A 16835-nucleotide genomic window follows, 5' to 3' on the forward strand; every position below is an offset into this window, starting at 1 on the left:
CGTGCTACTGCTCTTCCTTCGCGGCCTTCGTGATCGACTGGGCGACCTGTTCGGGGGACTTGGAACCGGCGATGAGCGCGGCGACGCTGTCGTTGACCTCCTGGCCGACGGCGGGCGCGTACGCCTGGTCGAGGTAGAGCTGGAAGCCGGTGGCGCCGTTCAACTGGGTCTGTACGGCCTTGATGTTGGGGTCGGTGATGGCGCTCTCGGCGTCGGGGACGACGGGCAGCACGCCGGTCTTCTTGACGAGTTCGAGGTCGGTGGCCTCGGAGGCGAAGAACTTCAGGAAGTCGACGGCCGCCTGGGGGGCTCCGCGGCGCAGGGCGTGTCCGCCGCCTCCGCCGAACACCTCGGTGAGGGAGCCCTTTCCGCCCTCGACCGCGGGGAACGGGAAGAAGCCGAGGTCCTTGCCGAGTCCCTTGCCCGCGTCGGCCTCCACGGCGGGCGCCCACTGGCCCATGAGCTCCATGGCCGCCTTGCCGTTGCCGACGCTGGCGGCCTGGCCGGTGGGGGTGGAGTAGGCCGCGTTGAGGAAGCCCTTCTGGAACGGCTGGAGATCGACGAGGGTCTTGAGGTGGGTGCCGGCCTCGACGAACTCGGCGCCGGTGAAGTCCTGGTCGTCGTAGGCCTTCTGGAGGGCGCCGGCGCCCGCGGTGCGCATGGCGAGGTAGGCCCAGTAGTACATGCCGGGCCACTTCTCCTTGCCGGCCAGGGCGAGCGGGGTGATCTGCTTCGACTTGAGCTTGCTGACTGCTTCCAGGAACGCGCCCCAGGTGGTGGGGGGTTCGGCGATCCCGGCCTGCTGGAAGAGCGCCTTGTTGTACCAGAAGCCGATCATGCCGATGTCGAACGGGATGCCGTACACCTTGTCGTCGAGGAGGTACGGCTCCTTGGCGACCTTCAGCAGGCCGTCGGCCCACGGCTTGGTCCTGTCGGTGAGGTCCTCGACGAGTCCGGCGTCGACCTGCTGCTTGAGCACGCCGCCGCCCCAGGTGTGGAAGATGTCGGGGAGCTTCCCCGAGGCGATCAGCGCCGTCATCTTGGATTTGTAGGCGTCGTTCTCCAACTGGACGATCTTTATCCTGACCTTGGGGTTCTGCGCCTCGAACTTCTTGGCGAGGCTTGCCCAGACGCCCTTGGCCGGTTCGGTGGTGGAGATGTTCCACCACTCGACGGTGGTCGTTCCGTCGGACGACCCGCCGTCGGAGTCGTCACCACCGCAGCCGCTCACCGCGGTCATCGTCAGACCGGCCGCGGCGGACGCCGCCAGGAAGCCGCGGCGGGACAGTGCCGGGTCGCCCATCATGCGCTCCTCGGGGTACGGGACGGCGTCCACGTCCGTCCTCGTCGAAAGTTTCGGAACTGATCCTGAAAGCTTCGTTGCTGCCGCACCCTAGAGACAGCTCCCAAGGGGAGGCAAGCCCTCGTACACGGCGAATCCCTTTCTTCTTCGCACGCAAGGGAGGTGAGCCGAGTTCAGCCCGGCACCCAGGGCAGCGAAACATTCGGCTTCAGCAACGAACATTACGGAGCGCAGAACCGCACAAAAGACCGTGTCCCCGGCATCGGCTTCCGATGCCGGGGACACGGTGGGGAGGAGCCGGTGGGATCAGAGGCCGACGTCCCTGCCGCGGATGTCCTCCAGGGACTCGCGCCGCACGAGCAGCCGCGCCTGCCCGTCACGCACGGCGGCCACCGGAGGACGGCCGACCATGTTGTAGCCGGAGGCCATCGACAGGTGGTAGGCGCCCGCGACCGGCACGGCGAGCAGATCGCCCGGGCGCAGGTCGCCGGGGAGTTCGACGTCGGCGGCCACGACGTCGCCCGCCTCGCAGTGCCGCCCCACGACGGTCACCCGCGCGGGCGCCGCGGCACTGTGCCGCCCGGCCAGCCGGGGCGCGTACCGCACGCCGTACAGCGCGGGGCGGGGGTTGTCGCTCATGCCGCCGTCGACGGCGACGTAGGTGTGCGATCCGGTGCGCTTGACGGCGAGGACGCGGTAGACGACGACACCGGCGGGCCCGACGACGGCCCGCCCGGGTTCGATGAGGAGCCGGGGCACCGGCAGCTCCGCCGAGGCGCAGGCGTCCGCCAGCTCCGCGCGCACCCTGCGGGCCAACGAGGTGAGATCCAGGGCCGGTTCACCCGGGCGGTAGGCGATCCCGTGGCCGCCGCCGAGGTCGAGTTCGGGCAGGACGAGGCCGTGCTGCTCGTGCAGCCGGGCCATCAGCCCGACCATCCGGCGCACGGCGGCGAGATACGGCTTGACGCTGGTGATCTGCGAGCCCAGGTGGCAGTGCAGACCGGTGAGGCGCAGCTGCGGCTGGTCCAGGATGCGGGCGATGGCGTGCTGGGCGTACCCGTCGCAGATGCTGAGCCCGAACTTCTGGTCCTCGGTGCCGGTACGGATCTTGTCGTGGCCGCCCGCGCTGATCCCGGGCACGACCCGGACCATGACCTTCTGCTGCCCGCCGGGTCCCACGGCGGCGGCCAGCCGGGCGATCTCGGACGGGCTGTCGATGACGATCCGCCCGACGCCCAGGCGCAGCGCGGTCTCCAGATCGCGCGGGCTCTTGGCGTTGCCGTGCAGCACGATCCGCTCGGCCGGGAAGCCCGCGGTGACGGCGAGTTCGAGTTCGCCGGCCGAGCACACGTCGAGCCCGAGGCCCTCCTCCTCCACCCAGTGGACCATCGCCCGGCACAGGAACGCCTTGGCGGCGTAGAGGACTTCGGCGTCCGGGAAGGCGTCCCGGTAGGTGCGGCAGCGGTCGCGGACCTCGTCCTCGTCCAGGACGTAGACGGGGGTGCCGAAGCGGTCGGCGACCTCGGCCAGGGCCACGCCCTCGACCCGCAGGTCGCCGGGGCGGGGTTCGGTGGTGGAGGCGGGCCACACGGTGAGGGCGCCGACGCCCGTTTCCTGCACGACGGTCATCGCACGGCCTCGACTCGCACGGCGGGAACGGACTCGACCGGTGTGGGCGCAGGCGCGGAGAACGGGGGGTCCAGGGTGAGGATGACGGCGCCGAGGGGCGCGGTCAGTGCCCGCAGCGCGGGCTCGGCGAGCCTGATCCAGGGCTGCCGGGCGCCGAGCGTGGCGACCAGCCGCCGCTCGGAGGTGAAGCCGACGGCCGTACGGTCGCCGAGGGGGGTGCGGAACAGCCGCGCGACGTGTCCCGAGGGTCCCGGCCGGACCGGAACGAACAGGGCTCCGGCCGGGGACCGATCAAGGGGTTCGGGGTCGTCGTCGCACAGGATGCCGGTCATGGATTCCTCCGAAGGTCGGTGCGGGCCGCCCACCAGGGCGTGCCCTCGACGCTATGCCCGCCCCTGCGGGGTCCGGACCGGCCCCTGACGCGACGCTGACGCCGCCGCCCCGCGCTCTGACGCGTTGCTGACGCGGGGCGTCAGGGAAGCGCCAGGAAGTGACGCCCGGGCTGGCCGGGGGCCCGGCACCGGAGGTGGGATGGGACCCGTCCGGTAGCCGCCCGCGGGAACGCCCGCGGGCCCGCACGCAGAACGGCGGGACACATGTCCGACTCACCCGTTACCCCAGGCGCAGCCGGCTCGTCCGGCTCCCGCGGTGCGCGGATCGTGGTGGGGGTCAGCGGCTCTCCCGGCAGCCTCACCGCCCTGTCCCGGGCAGCCGAGGAGGCGCGTGCCCGGCGGGCCGAGCTGTGGCCGGTACTGGCCTGGCAGCCGCCCGGCGGCGGCGACCTGGTCGCCCGGCGCGCTCCGGCACCGGCCGCGCCGCACGACGTGTGGCAGCGGCTGGCCCGGGAGCGGCTGCTCGGCATCCTCGCGGACGTGTTCGGGAACGCCGGCCCGGGCGTGGGCATGTGCGCCCTGGTCGCGCACGGCACCCCCGGGCTCGCCCTGGTGGAGGTCGCCGACCGCGAGAACGACGTGCTGGTCGTCGGCGCGGGCCGGCGCAGCCCCTGGCACCGCGCCTGCCACCGCTCGGTGACCCGCTACTGCCTCTCCCACGCCGCCTGCCCGGTCCTCGCGGTGCCCCCGTCCCCCCTGGAGCAGCACCTGACGACCGCGCACCGCCGCAACACCTGGCATCTGCGCCTGGACACCCGGGAGCTGGACCGCGGCACCGGGGCGAGGGGCCAGGGCTGGTGGCCGAAGGTCCGCTAGGGCGTGCGCCCGAAGGTCCGCCCGTGCGGATGGCCGAAGGCTGGACCGCGGCACCGAGGCGTGGGGCCGGGGCGGATGGCCGAAGGCCCGCACCGCGGGCGGGGCCCGTGTGCGTGCCGGGAGGACTCGGCACCGCCCAGCGGGCTACGGGACCTCCGCCGCCGACACCCCTTCGCGTCCCTCCCCTCCCCGCAGGGCGAGCACCATCGTCAGCCCTCCCCCGGGTGTGTCCTCGGCCGTGAGGGTGCCTCCCATCGCCTCCGCGAAACCGCGTGCGACGGCGAGGCCGAGCCCGACGCCCGCCCCGCGCGGGGCGTCGCCGTAGCGCTGGAAGGGCTCGAAGATGCGTTCCTTGGCGTCGTCCGGCACGCCCGGCCCCCGGTCGACGACCCGTACCTCGACCCGCCCGGCGAGGGCGCTCGCGGCGACCAGGACGGGTTCGCCGTCCGGGCTGTACTTGACGGCGTTCTCCACGACGTTGGCGACGGCCCGCTCCAGCAGCCCCTTGTCGACGGCGACCATGGGCAGCGTCTCCGGGATGTCGAGCACGACGCTGTCCTCGGGAACCCCGCCGAGCGCCATCGGCACCACCTCGTCGAGGTCGGTGTCCCGGATGAGCGGGGTGACGGTGCCGGTCTGGAGGCGGGACATGTCGAGGAGGTTCCCCACCAGGAGGTCGAGCCGGTCCGCGCCCTCCTCGATCGCCGCGAGCAGTTCGCCCTCGTCCTCCTCGGACCAGGCCACGTCGTCGGAGCGCAGGGAGGAGACGGACGCCTTGATCCCGGCGAGAGGGGTGCGCAGGTCGTGGCTGACGGCGGCCAGCAGGGCGGTGCGGATGCGGTTGCCCTCCGCCAGCTCCGCGGCGCGGTCGGCCTCTTCGCGGAGCCGGCGCCGGTCCAGGACGACGACGGACTGCGCGGCGAACGCGGCCAGCACCCGGCGGTCCTCGGCGGGCAGCACCCGTCCGGTGAGCGCGAGCGCCATGTGGTCGCCGACGGGGACGTCCACGTCGGCGTCGTCCGGGTCCTGGCACGGCCGCGGCCCGACGCTGCCCGCGCAGGTCCACGGGTCGACGTCGCCCGCCCGCTCCAGCAGCGCCACCGACCGCATCCCGAAGGTCTCCCGGACCCGTTCGAGCAGCGCCTCGAGGCTGGTCTCGCCGCGCAGCACGTTGCCCGCGAGGAAGGACAGGATCTCCGACTCGGCCCGCAGCCGCGCCGCCTGATGGGTGCGGCGGGCCGCGAGGTCCACCACGGACGCGACGGCCACGGCCACTCCGACGAATATCGCGATGGCCACGACGTTCTGCGGGTCGGCGATGGTCAGCGTGTGCACGGGCGGGGTGAAGTACCAGTTCAGCAGCAGCGAGCCGACCACGGCGGAGGCCAGCGCCGGCGCCAGGCCGCCGAGGAGCGCCGCCGCGACCGTCAGCGTGAGGTAGAGCAACATGTCGTTGGCGAGGCCGACTTCGGGCGCGGCCCCGGCGAGCAGCGCGGTCAGGGCGACCGGTCCGAGCACGCCGGTCGCCCAGCCCCACAGGATCCGTGCCCGGCCGAGCCGGGCGCCCCGGGCCACCGGCAGTCCCCGGCCCTTGCCGACCTGGCCGTGGGTGATCAGATGGACGTCGAGGTCGGGCCCCGACTCCCGGGCGACGGTCGCCCCCACGCCGGGCCCCAGGACGTACTGCCAGGCCTTGCGCCGGGAGACACCGAGGACGATCTGGGTGGCGTTCACCCCGCGCGCGAAGTCGAGGAGGGCCGCGGGCACGTCGTCGCCGACGACATGGTGGAAGGTGCCGCCGAGATCCTCCACCAGGGCCCGTTGCAGGGCGAGTTCCTTCGGGGAGGCGGAGGTCAGGCCGTCGCTGCGGGCGATGTACACGGCGAGCACCTCGCCGCCGGCGCCCTTCTCGGCGAGCCGCACGGCCCGCCGTATCAACGTCCGGCCCTCGGAGCCGCCGGTCAGTCCGACGACGATCCGTTCCCGCGATCCCCAGATCGCCGCGACCTCGTGTTCGCTGCGGTAGGCGTTGAGGTACTCGTCGACCCGGTCGGCGACCCAGAGCAGGGCCAACTCCCGGAGGGCGGTGAGGTTCCCGGGCCGGAAGTAGTTGGACAGGGCCGCGTCGACCTTGTCGGGGCGGTAGACGTTGCCGTGCGCCATGCGGCGGCGCAGCGCCTGCGGCGACATGTCGACGAGTTCGATCTGGTCGGCGCGGCGGACCACCTCGTCGGGCACGGTCTCCTGCTGCCGGACACCGGTGATCGACTCGACGACGTCGCCGAGGGACTCCAGGTGCTGGATGTTGACGGTCGACACGACGTCGATCCCGGCCGCGAGCAGTTCCTCGACGTCCTGCCAGCGCTTGGCGTTGCGGGAACCGGGGACGTTGGTGTGGGCGAGTTCGTCGACGAGCGCGACCTGGGGCCGGCGGGCGAGGACCGCGTCGACGTCCATCTCCGTGAAGGACGTGCCCCGGTACTCCACTTCCCTGAGCGGGAGTTGTTCCAGGCCGTGCAGCAACACCTCGGTGCGGGGCCTGCCGTGGTGCTCGACGAGGGCGACCACGCAGTCCGTGCCGCGCTCGACCCGCCGGTGGGCCTCGGACAGCATCGCGTACGTCTTGCCGACGCCCGGTGCCGCGCCCAGATGGATGCGGAGCGTGCCGCGTGCCATGTTCACCCTTCGAAGCGGTAACCCATGCCGGGTTCGGTGATGAGATAGCGGGGGTGCGCGGGGTCGGGCTCCAGCTTGCGGCGCAGTTGGGCCATGTAGACGCGCAGGTAGTTGGTGTGGCCGCTGCGGGACGCGCCCCAGACCTCCTGGAGCAGGTACCGCTGGGTGACCAGGTGCCCGGGGCGGGTGACCAGCAGTTCCAGCAGCTGCCACTCGGTCGGCGTGAGCCGTACGTCGTGCCCTTGGCGCACCGCCTTCTTGGCGAGCAGGTCGATCGTGAACCCGGCCGTCTCGACCCGGGTCGTGCCGAGGGCGAGCGGGGTGTCCTCGGTGCGGCGGACCGCGGCCCGCAGCCGGGCCATGAGCTCGTCCGTACCGAACGGCTTGGTGACGTAGTCGTCGGCGCCCGCGTCGAGCGCGGCCACCTTGTCGCCGGCGGCGTGCCGGGCGGACAGCACCAGGATCGGGACCCGGGACCGGCCGCGCAGGGCCCTGATGACGTCGACGCCGTCCATGTCGGGCAGTCCCAGGTCGAGCATCACCACGTCCGGCGGGCGCGTGGCCGCCAGCCGGAGGGCCGTGGCGCCGTCGGGCGCCGCGTCCACTCCGTACCGGCGTGCCCGCATGGTGATCACGAGTGCCCTGACCAGCTGGGGGTCGTCCTCCACGACCAGCACGCGGGTCATCGGTTCAGTCGCCCTCGGCCAGCGCCTTGAGCGCGATGTTGAGCTCCAGGACGTTGACCCGGGGCTCCCCGATGAAGCCGAGCGTGCGGCCCGTGGTGTGGTCCGCCACGAGCTTCTCCACCTGGGCGACGGTCAGTCCGTTCCGCTCGGCGACCCGGTGGACCTGGAGGTCGGCGTAGGCCGGGGAGATGTCCGGGTCGAGGCCGGAGCCGGAGGACGTGACGGCGTCGGCGGGGACCTGCGAGGGCTCGACCGTGTAGTCGGCGGTGGAGTTCTCCTTGACGACCGCGGCCTTCGCCTCCTTGACCCACTGGAGCAGTTCGGGGTTGTCGCCCGAGCGGTTGGTGGCGCCGGAGAGGATCAGCTTGTACTGGGTGTTGACCGAGTTCTCGCCGAGCCCGTTGGCCGGCCGGGGCTGGAAGTACCGGAGGCTGTAGCCCTGTTGGCCGATCAGCGAGGAGCCGACGACCTTGCCGTCCGCCGTGACCTCGGAGCCGTTCGCCTTGCCGTGGAACGCGGCCTGGGCGACGCCGGTGACGGCGAGCGGGTAGACGACACCGGTCACCAGGGTGAGTACCAGCAGGGCGCGCAGCCCCGCCCACAGCAACCGGCCGGTGTTCGATACGGAGTTGTTCATGACGGTCAGCCGATCCCGGGGACGAGGGAGAGGAGCAGGTCGATGATCTTGATGCCGATGAACGGCGCGATCAGGCCGCCGAGGCCGTAGACCGTGAGGTTGCGGCGGAGCATCCGGTCGGCGCTGACCGGCCGGTAGCGCACGCCCCGCAGGGACAGCGGCACCAGCGCGACGATGATCAGCGCGTTGAAGATCACCGCGGAGAGGATCGCGGAGTCGGGCGAGGACAGGCCCATGATGTTGAGCTTGTCCAGGCCCGGGTAGACGGCGGCGAACAGCGCGGGGATGATCGCGAAGTACTTCGCGACGTCGTTGGCGATGGAGAACGTCGTCAACGCGCCCCGGGTGATGAGGAGTTGCTTGCCGATCTCGACGATCTCGATGAGCTTGGTCGGGTCGGAGTCGAGGTCGACCATGTTGCCAGCCTCCTTGGCGGCCGACGTGCCGGTGTTCATCGCGACACCGACGTCCGCCTGGGCGAGCGCGGGGGCGTCGTTGGTGCCGTCACCGGTCATCGCGACGAGCTTGCCGCCGGCCTGCTCCCGCTTGATGAGGGCCATCTTGTCCTCGGGGGTGGCCTCCGCGAGGAAGTCGTCGACCCCGGCCTCCTCGGCGATCGCCTTGGCGGTCAGCGGGTTGTCGCCGGTGATCATGACGGTCTTGATGCCCATGCGGCGCAGTTCCTCGAACCTCTCCCGCATGCCCTCCTTGACGACGTCCTTGAGGTGGATGACACCCAGCACCCGGGCGCCGTCCGCGTCCTCCACAGCGACCAGCAGCGGGGTGCCGCCGGCCTCGGAGATACGGGTCGCGGCCGTGTCCGCGTCCTCGGCGACGGCGCCGCCGCGTTCCCGGACCCAGGCGATGACCGAACCGGCCGCGCCCTTGCGGATGCGGCGCCCGTCGACGTCCACGCCGGACATCCGGGTCTGCGCGGTGAACTCGATCCACTCCGCGCCCACCAGCTCCCGCTCGCGCAGCCCGTACCTCTCCTTGGCCAGGACGACGACGGAGCGGCCCTCGGGGGTCTCGTCGGCCAGCGACGACAGCTGGGCGGCGTCCGCGAGCTGCGCCTCGGTCGTCCCGCGCACCGGCACGAACTCGGCGGCCCTGCGGTTGCCGAGCGTGATGGTGCCGGTCTTGTCGAGGAGCAGCGTGGAGACGTCACCGGCGGCCTCGACCGCGCGGCCGGACATGGCGAGCACATTGCGCTGCACCAGCCGGTCCATGCCGGCGATCCCGATCGCGGAGAGCAGGGCGCCGATGGTCGTGGGGATCAGACACACCAGGAGCGCGACGAGCACGACCAGCGTCAGGTGCGTGCCCGCGTAGCCGGCGAGCGGCGGGAGGGTGGCGCAGGCCAGCAGGAAGACGATCGTCAGCGAGGCCAGCAGGATGTTCAGGGCGATCTCGTTCGGCGTCTTCTGCCGGGCCGCGCCCTCGACGAGGTTGATCATCCGGTCGATGAAGGTCTCGCCGGGCTTCGTCGTGATCTTGACGACGATCCGGTCGGAGAGGACCTTCGTGCCGCCGGTGACGGCCGAGCGGTCGCCGCCGGACTCCCGGATGACCGGGGCGGACTCGCCGGTGATGGCCGACTCGTCGACGGAGGCGACGCCCTCGACGACGTCACCGTCGCCGGGGATGACGTCACCGGCCTCGCAGACGACCAGGTCGCCGATCCTCAGCTCGGTGCCGGCGACGACGGTCCCGTCGACCTTGCGGGCCACGGTGTCGGTCTTGGCCTTGCGCAGGGTGTCGGCCTGGGCCTTGCCGCGGCCCTCGGCGACGGCCTCGGCGAGGTTGGCGAAGAGCACGGTCAGCCACAGCCAGGCGCTGATGGTCCAGCCGAACCAGTCGCCCGGGTCCGTGAAGGAGAAGGCCGTGGTCAGCACCGACCCGATCCACACCACGAACATCACGGGCGACTTGACCATCACCCTCGGGTCGAGCTTGCGGAAGGCCTCCGGCAGCGACCTGAGCAGCTGCCTGGGGTCGAAGAGGCCCGCTCCGACACGGCCCTCGGGGGCGGTGTGCCCGGTGGGCGCGTCCTGGTGGGGCGCGAGGGTGGAGGTGGACATGGGGTCCCGCTTCTCTGCGTCGACGTCGTGACGCGTGATGTCGGTGGTCATGACGCCAGCCCTTCGGCCAGCGGTCCCAGCGCCAGGGCGGGGAAGTAGGTGAGACCGGTGATGATGAGGATCGCGCCCACCAGCAGGCCGGTGAACAGCGGCTTCTCGGTCCGCAGGGTGCCCGCGGTGACCGGCACCGGCTTCTGCTCGGCGAGCGAACCGGCGAGCGCCAGGACGAACACCATGGGCAGGAAGCGGCCGAAGAGCATGCACAGGCCGAGCGTCGAGTTGAACCACTGCGTGTCCGCGTTCAGACCGGCGAACGCCGAGCCGTTGTTGTTGGAGGCGGACGTGTAGGCGTAGAGGATCTCGGAGAACCCGTGCGCCCCGCTGTTGGTCATCGAGTCGCCCGGGGTGGGCAGGGCCATGGCGAAGGCGGTGAAGACGAGCACCAGCGCCGGGGTGACCAGGATGTAGCAGGCGGCGAGCTTCATCTCGCGGGCGCCGATCTTCTTGCCCAGGTACTCGGGGGTCCGGCCGACCATCAGTCCGGCGATGAACACCGCGATGACCGCCATGATCAGCATGCCGTAGAGGCCGGAGCCGGTGCCGCCGGGCGCGATCTCGCCGAGCATCATGCCGAGCATGGTGATGCCGCCGCCGAGCCCGGTGAAGGAGGAGTGGAAGGAGTCGACGGCGCCGGTCGAGGTGAGGGTGGTCGCGGTGGCGAAGATCGACGAGCCGCCGACCCCGAACCGCACCTCCTTGCCCTCGTAGGCGCCGCCCGCGAGGTCGAACGCCGGTCCGTGGTGGGCGAATTCGGTCCACATCATCAGGGCGGTGAAGCCGATCCAGATGGTGGCCATCGTCGCGAGGATCGCGTACCCCTGCTTCACCGAGCCGACCATGAGGCCGAAGGTGCGGGTCAGCGCGAAGGGGATGACGAGGATGAGGAAGATCTCGAAGAGGTTGGTGAACGGCGTCGGATTCTCGAACGGGTGGGCGGAGTTGGCGTTGAAGTACCCGCCGCCGTTGGTGCCGAGCTCCTTGATGGCCTCCTGCGAGGCGACCGCGCCGCCGTTCCACTGTTGCGAACCGCCCATGAACTGCCCGACCTCGTGGATGCCGGAGAAGTTCTGGATCGCGCCGCAGGCGACGAGCACGAGCGCCGCGACGAACGCCAGCGGCACCAGGACGCGGACGACACCTCGTACCAGGTCGGCCCAGAAGTTGCCCAGTTCACCGGTCCGGGAGCGGGCGAACCCGCGCACCAGCGCCACGGCGACGGCGATGCCGACAGCCGCGGAGACGAAGTTCTGGACGGCGAGCCCGGCGGTCTGCACGACGTGACCCATGGCCTGCTCGCCGTAGTACGACTGCCAGTTGGTGTTGGTCACGAAGGACACGGCGGTGTTGAACGCCTGGTCCGGGTCGATCGAGGCGAAGCCCAGCGAGCCGGGCAGCACGCCCTGGAGCCGCTGGAGCAGGTAGAGGAAGAGGACCCCGACCGCGGAGAAGGCGAGGACACCCCGCAGATACGCGGTCCAGCGCATCTCCGTGTCGGGGTCGGCACCGATGCCCTTGTAGATCCACTTCTCGACGCGCCAGTGCTTGTCGGAGGAGTAGACGCCGGCCATGTAGGTGCCGAGGGGTATGTAGGCGAGCGCGAGCGCGCCCATCAGGGCGAGCAGTTGCAGGACGCCTGCGAGTACGGGACCCATGTCGCCCGCTGCGGCAGCAGCTGATGTCACGGTCAGAACCTCTCCGGGAAGATCAGGGCGAGGACGAGATAGCCCAGCAGGGCGACGGCCACGACGAGGCCGACGATGTTCTCGGCGGTCACAGCTTCGTCACCCCCTTGGCGACGAGAGCCACCAGCGCGAAGCACGCGATCGTGGTGATGACGAAGGCCAGATCGGCCATCGTGAACTCCTGGAGTGAGGTTCGGTGGAACAGGGACGCTTCGAGGAAACAACGCCGGCGACCGGATCCGGCCGCCGTTGACGGCTCCCTGACGCCGCCCCGCGCCCCTTTGACGCGGCTCTTACGCGAAGGCCCCGACAGACCCCCGCCCCACCCGGGAATCCCTTGTCCATGACGCTGGGTGTCCGCCCCGGCGACGCGCCCCGACCCGCCCGGCGGAACGCCTCTCCCGCTGCCGAAAGGCCCGTCACCTCGGCTCTCGCCGCCCGGGAGGCACGTTCGGGCGCTCCCGGGCAGAGTCTTAACGGAAGCTTGACGCCCACACCCCCTCGGATCCATGGGCCCTGACATCACTCTCTGCTTACGCTGATCCGGCCGTTCGAGTGACGACCGGAACCGCCGATCGCCCGCACCTCTGGAGCCCCCGATGGCCACCACCGAACACCCTCCTCCCAGTCGCCTGCGCGCCTGGATGCTGGAGGGCCTGTCCGACATGGCCAAGGGCCAGAACCAGCAGACCCGGCGGCCTCCGCGGAACGACGAGCCGCCCGAAGGCAACGGGAACGGACAGCCGGAGGCGAAGAAGGGGACGGCACCGGAGCACGAGGGCCAGCGCTGGTACCGGGTCATGTGCCTGACCGGCGTCGACTACTTCTCCACCCTCGGCTACCAGCCGGGCATCGCCGCCCTGGCCGCCGGCCTCCTGTCCCCGATCGCGACGATCGTCCTCGTCGTCGTCACCCTCGCCGGCGCGCTCCCCGTGTACCGGAGGGTGGCGGAGGAGAGCCCGCACGGCCAGGGCTCCATCGCGATGCTGGAGCGGCTCCTCACCTTCTGGAAGGGCAAGCTCTTCGTCCTGACCCTGCTGGGCTTCGCGGCGACGGACTTCCTGATCACGATCACCCTCTCCGCGGCGGACGCCTCGACCCACCTGGTCGAGAACCCCCACCTGAACAGCGCCCTGCACGACCAGCAGATGCTCATCACCCTGGTCCTGGTCGCCCTGCTCGGCGCGGTGTTCCTCAAGGGCTTCCTGGAGGCGATCGGCGTGGCCGTGGCCCTGGTGGGCCTCTATCTCGCGCTCAACGTCGTCGTCGTGGCCGTCGGCCTGTGGCACGTCGTCACCGCGGGCCATGTCGTCACCGACTGGTCGACCGCCCTGACCGCCGAGCACGGCAACGTCTTCGTGATGATCGGCCTCGCCCTCGTCGTCTTCCCGAAGCTCGCCCTCGGCCTCTCCGGGTTCGAGACGGGTGTGGCGGTCATGCCGCACGTCAAGGGCGACCCGGGCGAGACGGAGGAGAACCCGGCGGGCCGCATCCGGGACACCAAGAAGCTGCTCACCACGGCCGCGCTCATCATGAGCGCGTTCCTGATCGCGACCAGCTTCATCACCACCCTCCTCATCCCGGAGAAGGAGTTCGAGTCCGGCGGCCAGGCCAACGGCCGCGCGCTCGCCTTCCTCGCGCACGAGTACCTGGGCGGCGCCTTCGGCACGGTCTACGACATCTCGACCATCGCCATCCTCTGGTTCGCCGGCGCCTCGGCCATGGCGGGCCTGCTGAACCTCATGCCCCGCTACCTCCCCCGCTACGGCATGGCCCCCCACTGGGCCCGCGCGGTCCGCCCGATGGTGATCGTCTTCACCCTGGTCGCCTTCCTCGTGACCTGGATCTTCGACGCCGACGTCGACGCCCAGGGCGGCGCGTACGCCACCGGCGTGCTGGTGCTGATCAGCTCGGCGGCGATCGCGGTGACCATCGCGGCCCGCAAGGCGGGGCAGCGCGGCTGGACGATCGGCTTCGCGGTCATCTCGGTGGTGTTCCTCTACACGACGGTCGTCAACGTCATCGAGCGCCCCGACGGCGTCAAGATCGGCGCCTGCTTCATCGCGGGCATCATCCTGGTCTCCCTCCTGTCCCGGCTGGCCCGCGCCTTCGAACTCCGCGTGACGAGCGTGACCCTCGACCCGATGGCCGACCGCTTCATCCGGGACATGGCGAGCCGCAAGATCCGCTTCATCGCCAACGAGCCCGACAACCGCGACCGGGCCGAGTACCGCGAAAAGATCGAGCAGATCCGCCAGGACAACGACCTGACCGAGCAGGACGACTTCGTCTTCGTCGAGGTCACGGTCACCGACCCCTCCGAGTTCGAGGCCGGTCTGACGGTCCGGGGCGAGGTCCTGCACCAGCGCTACCGCGTCCTGACCGTCGAGTCCTCCTCCGTCCCCAACGCCCTCGCGGCGCTCCTCCTCCACGTCCGCGACACCACGAACCGCATCCCGCACATCTACTTGGAGTGGACCGAGGGCAGCCCCTTCGCCCACTTCCTCCGCTTCTTCCTCTTCGGCCAGGGCGAGGTCGCCCCGGTCACCCGAGAGGTCCTCCGAGAAGCGGAACCCGACCGCGCGAACCGCCCAAAGGTCCACACAGCCTGACCCCACCCAACCTGGCCGCCGCCTGCCCTCCCCTGCACCCCCAAGGCCCCCACCCGCGCGCCGACGCCCCAGGTCACCGAGACCCACCCACGCGCCCGCGTCCCGTCCCCGCCATGCCACCCCACACCGGGCCGTCTGCCCACGCCGGAGCACCCCACGCTCCCCCTCCAAGGCACCCACGCACGCCATGGCCCCACCCCCACGCCTGCGCCACCGTCCCCCGAAGCCACCCGCGCACCCCATCTGCCCAGGCGCCGCCCACGCAGGAACAACTCACGGCCCTCCAAGGCGCCCAGCCCCCGTCTCACTCAGGCACCCCACACCGCCACCCACGCCAAGGCCGCAGGCACCTGATCCCGGCCCCGCCTGCGTCAGAACACCCCACACCCGCCCACACTGCCCCACCAAACCAAGCACCCGACCACCTACCCACGCCCCGCCCGCACCGGAACAACTCACACCCCTCCAAGGCCCCCACGCACCAACCAAGGCGCCCAGCCCTCGCCTCACCGAGGCACACCCCACGCGCCCATCCACGCCTCTTCCCCGCCCCACGAAGCCACCCCGCGCGCCCGGCCATCTGCCCAGCCCTTCCCACGCGGGGGTGTACCTCCGCGAGGGTGTACCTCGCGCTCCCCTACAGGGCACCCACGCACCCACGCCGCACCTCACCCTCACCTCACAGGGGCACCTGCACGCCCACGCTCCCGTCCCACCAAGCCCCCCCCACAGCCATCCGCCCACACCCCTCCCGCTCAGGGGCACCCAACGCACCACGCCCCACCCCCAACCAAGGCACCCCACGCACCATCCCCCACCCCTCCTTCGCCACGCCCCCTCACCCACTCACCCGCCACAACCCCCGGCCCACACACCTCCTCCTCAGCCAAGGCGCCCGCGCCCCACACACCTCGCACCCGTCCCTCTCCCCCACCTAGGCACGCCACCCACACGCCCGCCCGCACCCGTCCCCACCCAGTGACCCCACCCCACCCACACGTCGCCCCTCCCTCAAGACCCCCACGCCCGCCCACCAACCCGGTGCACGCGCCGCGTCCCCGCTCCGCCCCCACCCCGTAAGAACCGCGCCAATTTCCATCCCCCCGGCGCCAGAAGCGTGTCAACCCGCCTGCCGTCGCCCCGGCCCGGTCCTACCTTCACGTCATGGGACCGACCGGCCGAACCCCCATCGGTGACCGCCACTGGCTCAGCGGCGCCCACCTGGCGGCAACCTGCGCTCTCGTCTTCGCCTCCGCCGCCCTGCTCGTCGACTGGAACGCCGGCACCCTCACCACCACCCGCGCCCTCCTCTGGCTCACCCTGTCCGCGGTCCTCTGCGCCGTCCTGCTCCCCCTCCGCGTCACCGCGGGCCCCGGCTGGCTGGCCGTCGACGGCCTGGTGACCCACCACCGGGTCCACACGGACGCCCTGGTCGCCGTCCACCTGTCGGGCACCGTCTCCACGCACCTGCTCCTCAGGGACACCGACGGCAACCGCCTCCGCCTGGACCTCCACGTCCTGCTCGCCAACCCCCTCCTCTGGCACGAACTGGACACGGGCGCCCGCCACTCCCTCGCGGACGGCACCCTCGACCAGGGCACCGACGTACTCCGAGAGCTCCGGCACGAGATCGACGACGAGACCGCGCTCTCCGTGCTCAAGGCGTCCGGCATCTCCTGACGCCGACGCGACGCATTCACCCGCATACCCGACACAACAGGCACCGCGCCCTACCGTTGGTGCCCATGAGCAGCCTGAGCATCCGCAACCAACTCCCCGGCACCGTCATCGCCGTGACGCCCGGCGAGGTCATGGCGACCGTCAACGTCCGTCTCGCCGGCGGCCAGACCCTCGTGGCGGCCATCACCCTGGAGGCCGTGACCGACCTCGGTCTGGCCCCGGGGACGGCCGTGCGCGCGCTGGTGAAGTCGACGGAGGTCTCCCTGGCCACCGGCCAGGTGCGGGGCCTCTCCATCCGCAACCAGATCCCCGGCACGGTGACGAGGGTGGCCACCGGCGCCGCGATGGCGGCCGTCAAGGTCGCGGTGGAGGGCACCGAACTGACCGCGGCCATCACCAAGGACGCCGCCGCGGACCTCTCCCTCGCGGCCGGCACCCCGGTCGTCGCCCTGATCAAGTCGACCGAGGTCTCCCTCGCCACGTCCTGACACGCGAAAGGGCCCCGCCGCAGCGGGGCCCTTCTCACAGCACCTCAGAAAACCGGGAAACCCCGGAAACCCCGGCCAGCCTGGAAAACGAGG

General features: G+C 71.5%; 13 protein-coding genes. 4 read left to right on the top strand and 9 right to left on the bottom strand.

Going from position 1 to position 16835, the window contains the following annotated elements; genetic code table 11:
• Positions 1 to 4: 4 nt before the first annotated feature.
• From ACIPSE_RS42845 to ACIPSE_RS42855, 3 genes are all read right to left on the bottom strand, one after another.
• Entirely contained in the window at positions 5 to 1303 is a 1299-nt protein-coding gene (locus ACIPSE_RS42845; RefSeq protein WP_401674594.1) for an extracellular solute-binding protein, read from the bottom strand.
• A 306-nt stretch (positions 1304 to 1609) separates the two neighbouring features.
• Positions 1610 to 2932 (bottom strand): diaminopimelate decarboxylase, encoded by a 1323-nt coding sequence (gene lysA / locus ACIPSE_RS42850; RefSeq protein ID WP_401674531.1) that lies wholly within the window; start codon positions 2930 to 2932, stop codon positions 1610 to 1612.
• The gene (locus ACIPSE_RS42855) at positions 2929 to 3264 is read right to left on the bottom strand and encodes an SAV_915 family protein (protein ID WP_401674534.1); all 336 of its coding nucleotides are present in this window, start codon (positions 3262 to 3264) and stop codon (positions 2929 to 2931) included. The genes lysA and ACIPSE_RS42855 overlap by 4 nt, the downstream gene beginning before the upstream one ends.
• 264 nt (positions 3265 to 3528) lie before the next feature.
• Between ACIPSE_RS42855 and ACIPSE_RS42860 the strand changes: the two genes are divergently transcribed.
• Positions 3529 to 4140: a universal stress protein gene (locus ACIPSE_RS42860; protein WP_401674537.1), complete on the top strand. Its 612-nt coding sequence runs from the start codon at positions 3529 to 3531 to the stop codon at positions 4138 to 4140.
• 144 nt (positions 4141 to 4284) lie between these two features.
• Here the strand turns inward: ACIPSE_RS42860 and ACIPSE_RS42865 are convergent, their stop codons facing one another.
• From ACIPSE_RS42865 to kdpF, 6 genes are read right to left on the bottom strand one after another with little or no spacing between them, the layout of a single operon-like run.
• On the bottom strand, positions 4285 to 6816 hold the full coding sequence (locus ACIPSE_RS42865) for a DUF4118 domain-containing protein (protein WP_401674539.1): 2532 nt from the start codon (positions 6814 to 6816) through the stop codon (positions 4285 to 4287).
• 2 nt (positions 6817 to 6818) lie between these two features.
• The gene (locus ACIPSE_RS42870) at positions 6819 to 7502 is read right to left on the bottom strand and encodes a response regulator (RefSeq protein ID WP_401674542.1); all 684 of its coding nucleotides are present in this window, start codon (positions 7500 to 7502) and stop codon (positions 6819 to 6821) included.
• Positions 7503 to 7506: 4 nt separating this feature from the next.
• Positions 7507 to 8139: a potassium-transporting ATPase subunit C gene (locus ACIPSE_RS42875; protein ID WP_401674545.1), complete on the bottom strand. Its 633-nt coding sequence runs from the start codon at positions 8137 to 8139 to the stop codon at positions 7507 to 7509.
• A gap of 5 nt (positions 8140 to 8144) precedes the next feature.
• Positions 8145 to 10271, bottom strand: coding sequence for a potassium-transporting ATPase subunit KdpB (gene kdpB, locus ACIPSE_RS42880; protein ID WP_401674548.1), 2127 nt, complete (start codon positions 10269 to 10271; stop codon positions 8145 to 8147).
• Positions 10268 to 11932 (bottom strand): potassium-transporting ATPase subunit KdpA, encoded by a 1665-nt coding sequence (gene kdpA, locus ACIPSE_RS42885; RefSeq protein ID WP_401674597.1) that lies wholly within the window; start codon positions 11930 to 11932, stop codon positions 10268 to 10270. The genes kdpB and kdpA overlap by 4 nt, the downstream gene beginning before the upstream one ends.
• Positions 11933 to 11964: 32 nt before the next feature.
• Complete coding sequence (kdpF, locus tag ACIPSE_RS42890; protein WP_016434100.1) at positions 11965 to 12054, bottom strand: K(+)-transporting ATPase subunit F; 90 nt, start codon at positions 12052 to 12054, stop codon at positions 11965 to 11967.
• 507 nt (positions 12055 to 12561) lie between these two features.
• Here kdpF and ACIPSE_RS42895 point away from each other — a divergent pair.
• The 3 genes from ACIPSE_RS42895 (at position 12562) to ACIPSE_RS42905 (ending at position 16742) form a co-directional block, all read left to right on the top strand.
• The gene (locus tag ACIPSE_RS42895) at positions 12562 to 14574 is read left to right on the top strand and encodes an amino acid transporter (RefSeq protein WP_401674551.1); all 2013 of its coding nucleotides are present in this window, start codon (positions 12562 to 12564) and stop codon (positions 14572 to 14574) included.
• A gap of 1164 nt (positions 14575 to 15738) precedes the next feature.
• Positions 15739 to 16254, top strand: coding sequence for a hypothetical protein (locus ACIPSE_RS42900; RefSeq protein WP_401674554.1), 516 nt, complete (start codon positions 15739 to 15741; stop codon positions 16252 to 16254).
• A 65-nt stretch (positions 16255 to 16319) separates the two neighbouring features.
• A complete protein-coding gene (locus ACIPSE_RS42905) occupies positions 16320 to 16742 on the top strand; it encodes a TOBE domain-containing protein (protein ID WP_401674557.1) in 423 nt (140 codons plus the stop codon).
• Positions 16743 to 16835 lie beyond the last annotated feature (93 nt).

It is taken from the genome of Streptomyces sp. NPDC090106 (genome assembly GCF_044747265.1).
Taxonomy (GTDB): Bacteria; Actinomycetota; Actinomycetes; order Streptomycetales; family Streptomycetaceae; genus Streptomyces.

Coding starts and splice junctions, on each gene's coding strand:
- ACIPSE_RS42865 (WP_401674539.1), bottom strand. CDS start 6,816: ATGGCACGCGGCACGCTCCGCATCCATCTGGGCGCGGCACCGGGCGTC.
- ACIPSE_RS42900 (WP_401674554.1), top strand. CDS start 15,739: ATGGGACCGACCGGCCGAACCCCCATCGGTGACCGCCACTGGCTCAGC.
- ACIPSE_RS42860 (WP_401674537.1), top strand. CDS start 3,529: ATGTCCGACTCACCCGTTACCCCAGGCGCAGCCGGCTCGTCCGGCTCC.
- ACIPSE_RS42875 (WP_401674545.1), bottom strand. CDS start 8,139: ATGAACAACTCCGTATCGAACACCGGCCGGTTGCTGTGGGCGGGGCTG.
- ACIPSE_RS42870 (WP_401674542.1), bottom strand. CDS start 7,502: ATGACCCGCGTGCTGGTCGTGGAGGACGACCCCCAGCTGGTCAGGGCA.
- ACIPSE_RS42905 (WP_401674557.1), top strand. CDS start 16,320: ATGAGCAGCCTGAGCATCCGCAACCAACTCCCCGGCACCGTCATCGCC.
- ACIPSE_RS42855 (WP_401674534.1), bottom strand. CDS start 3,264: ATGACCGGCATCCTGTGCGACGACGACCCCGAACCCCTTGATCGGTCC.
- ACIPSE_RS42895 (WP_401674551.1), top strand. CDS start 12,562: ATGGCCACCACCGAACACCCTCCTCCCAGTCGCCTGCGCGCCTGGATG.
- lysA (WP_401674531.1), bottom strand. CDS start 2,932: ATGACCGTCGTGCAGGAAACGGGCGTCGGCGCCCTCACCGTGTGGCCC.
- kdpB (WP_401674548.1), bottom strand. CDS start 10,271: ATGACCACCGACATCACGCGTCACGACGTCGACGCAGAGAAGCGGGAC.
- ACIPSE_RS42845 (WP_401674594.1), bottom strand. CDS start 1,303: ATGGGCGACCCGGCACTGTCCCGCCGCGGCTTCCTGGCGGCGTCCGCC.
- kdpA (WP_401674597.1), bottom strand. CDS start 11,932: ATGGGTCCCGTACTCGCAGGCGTCCTGCAACTGCTCGCCCTGATGGGC.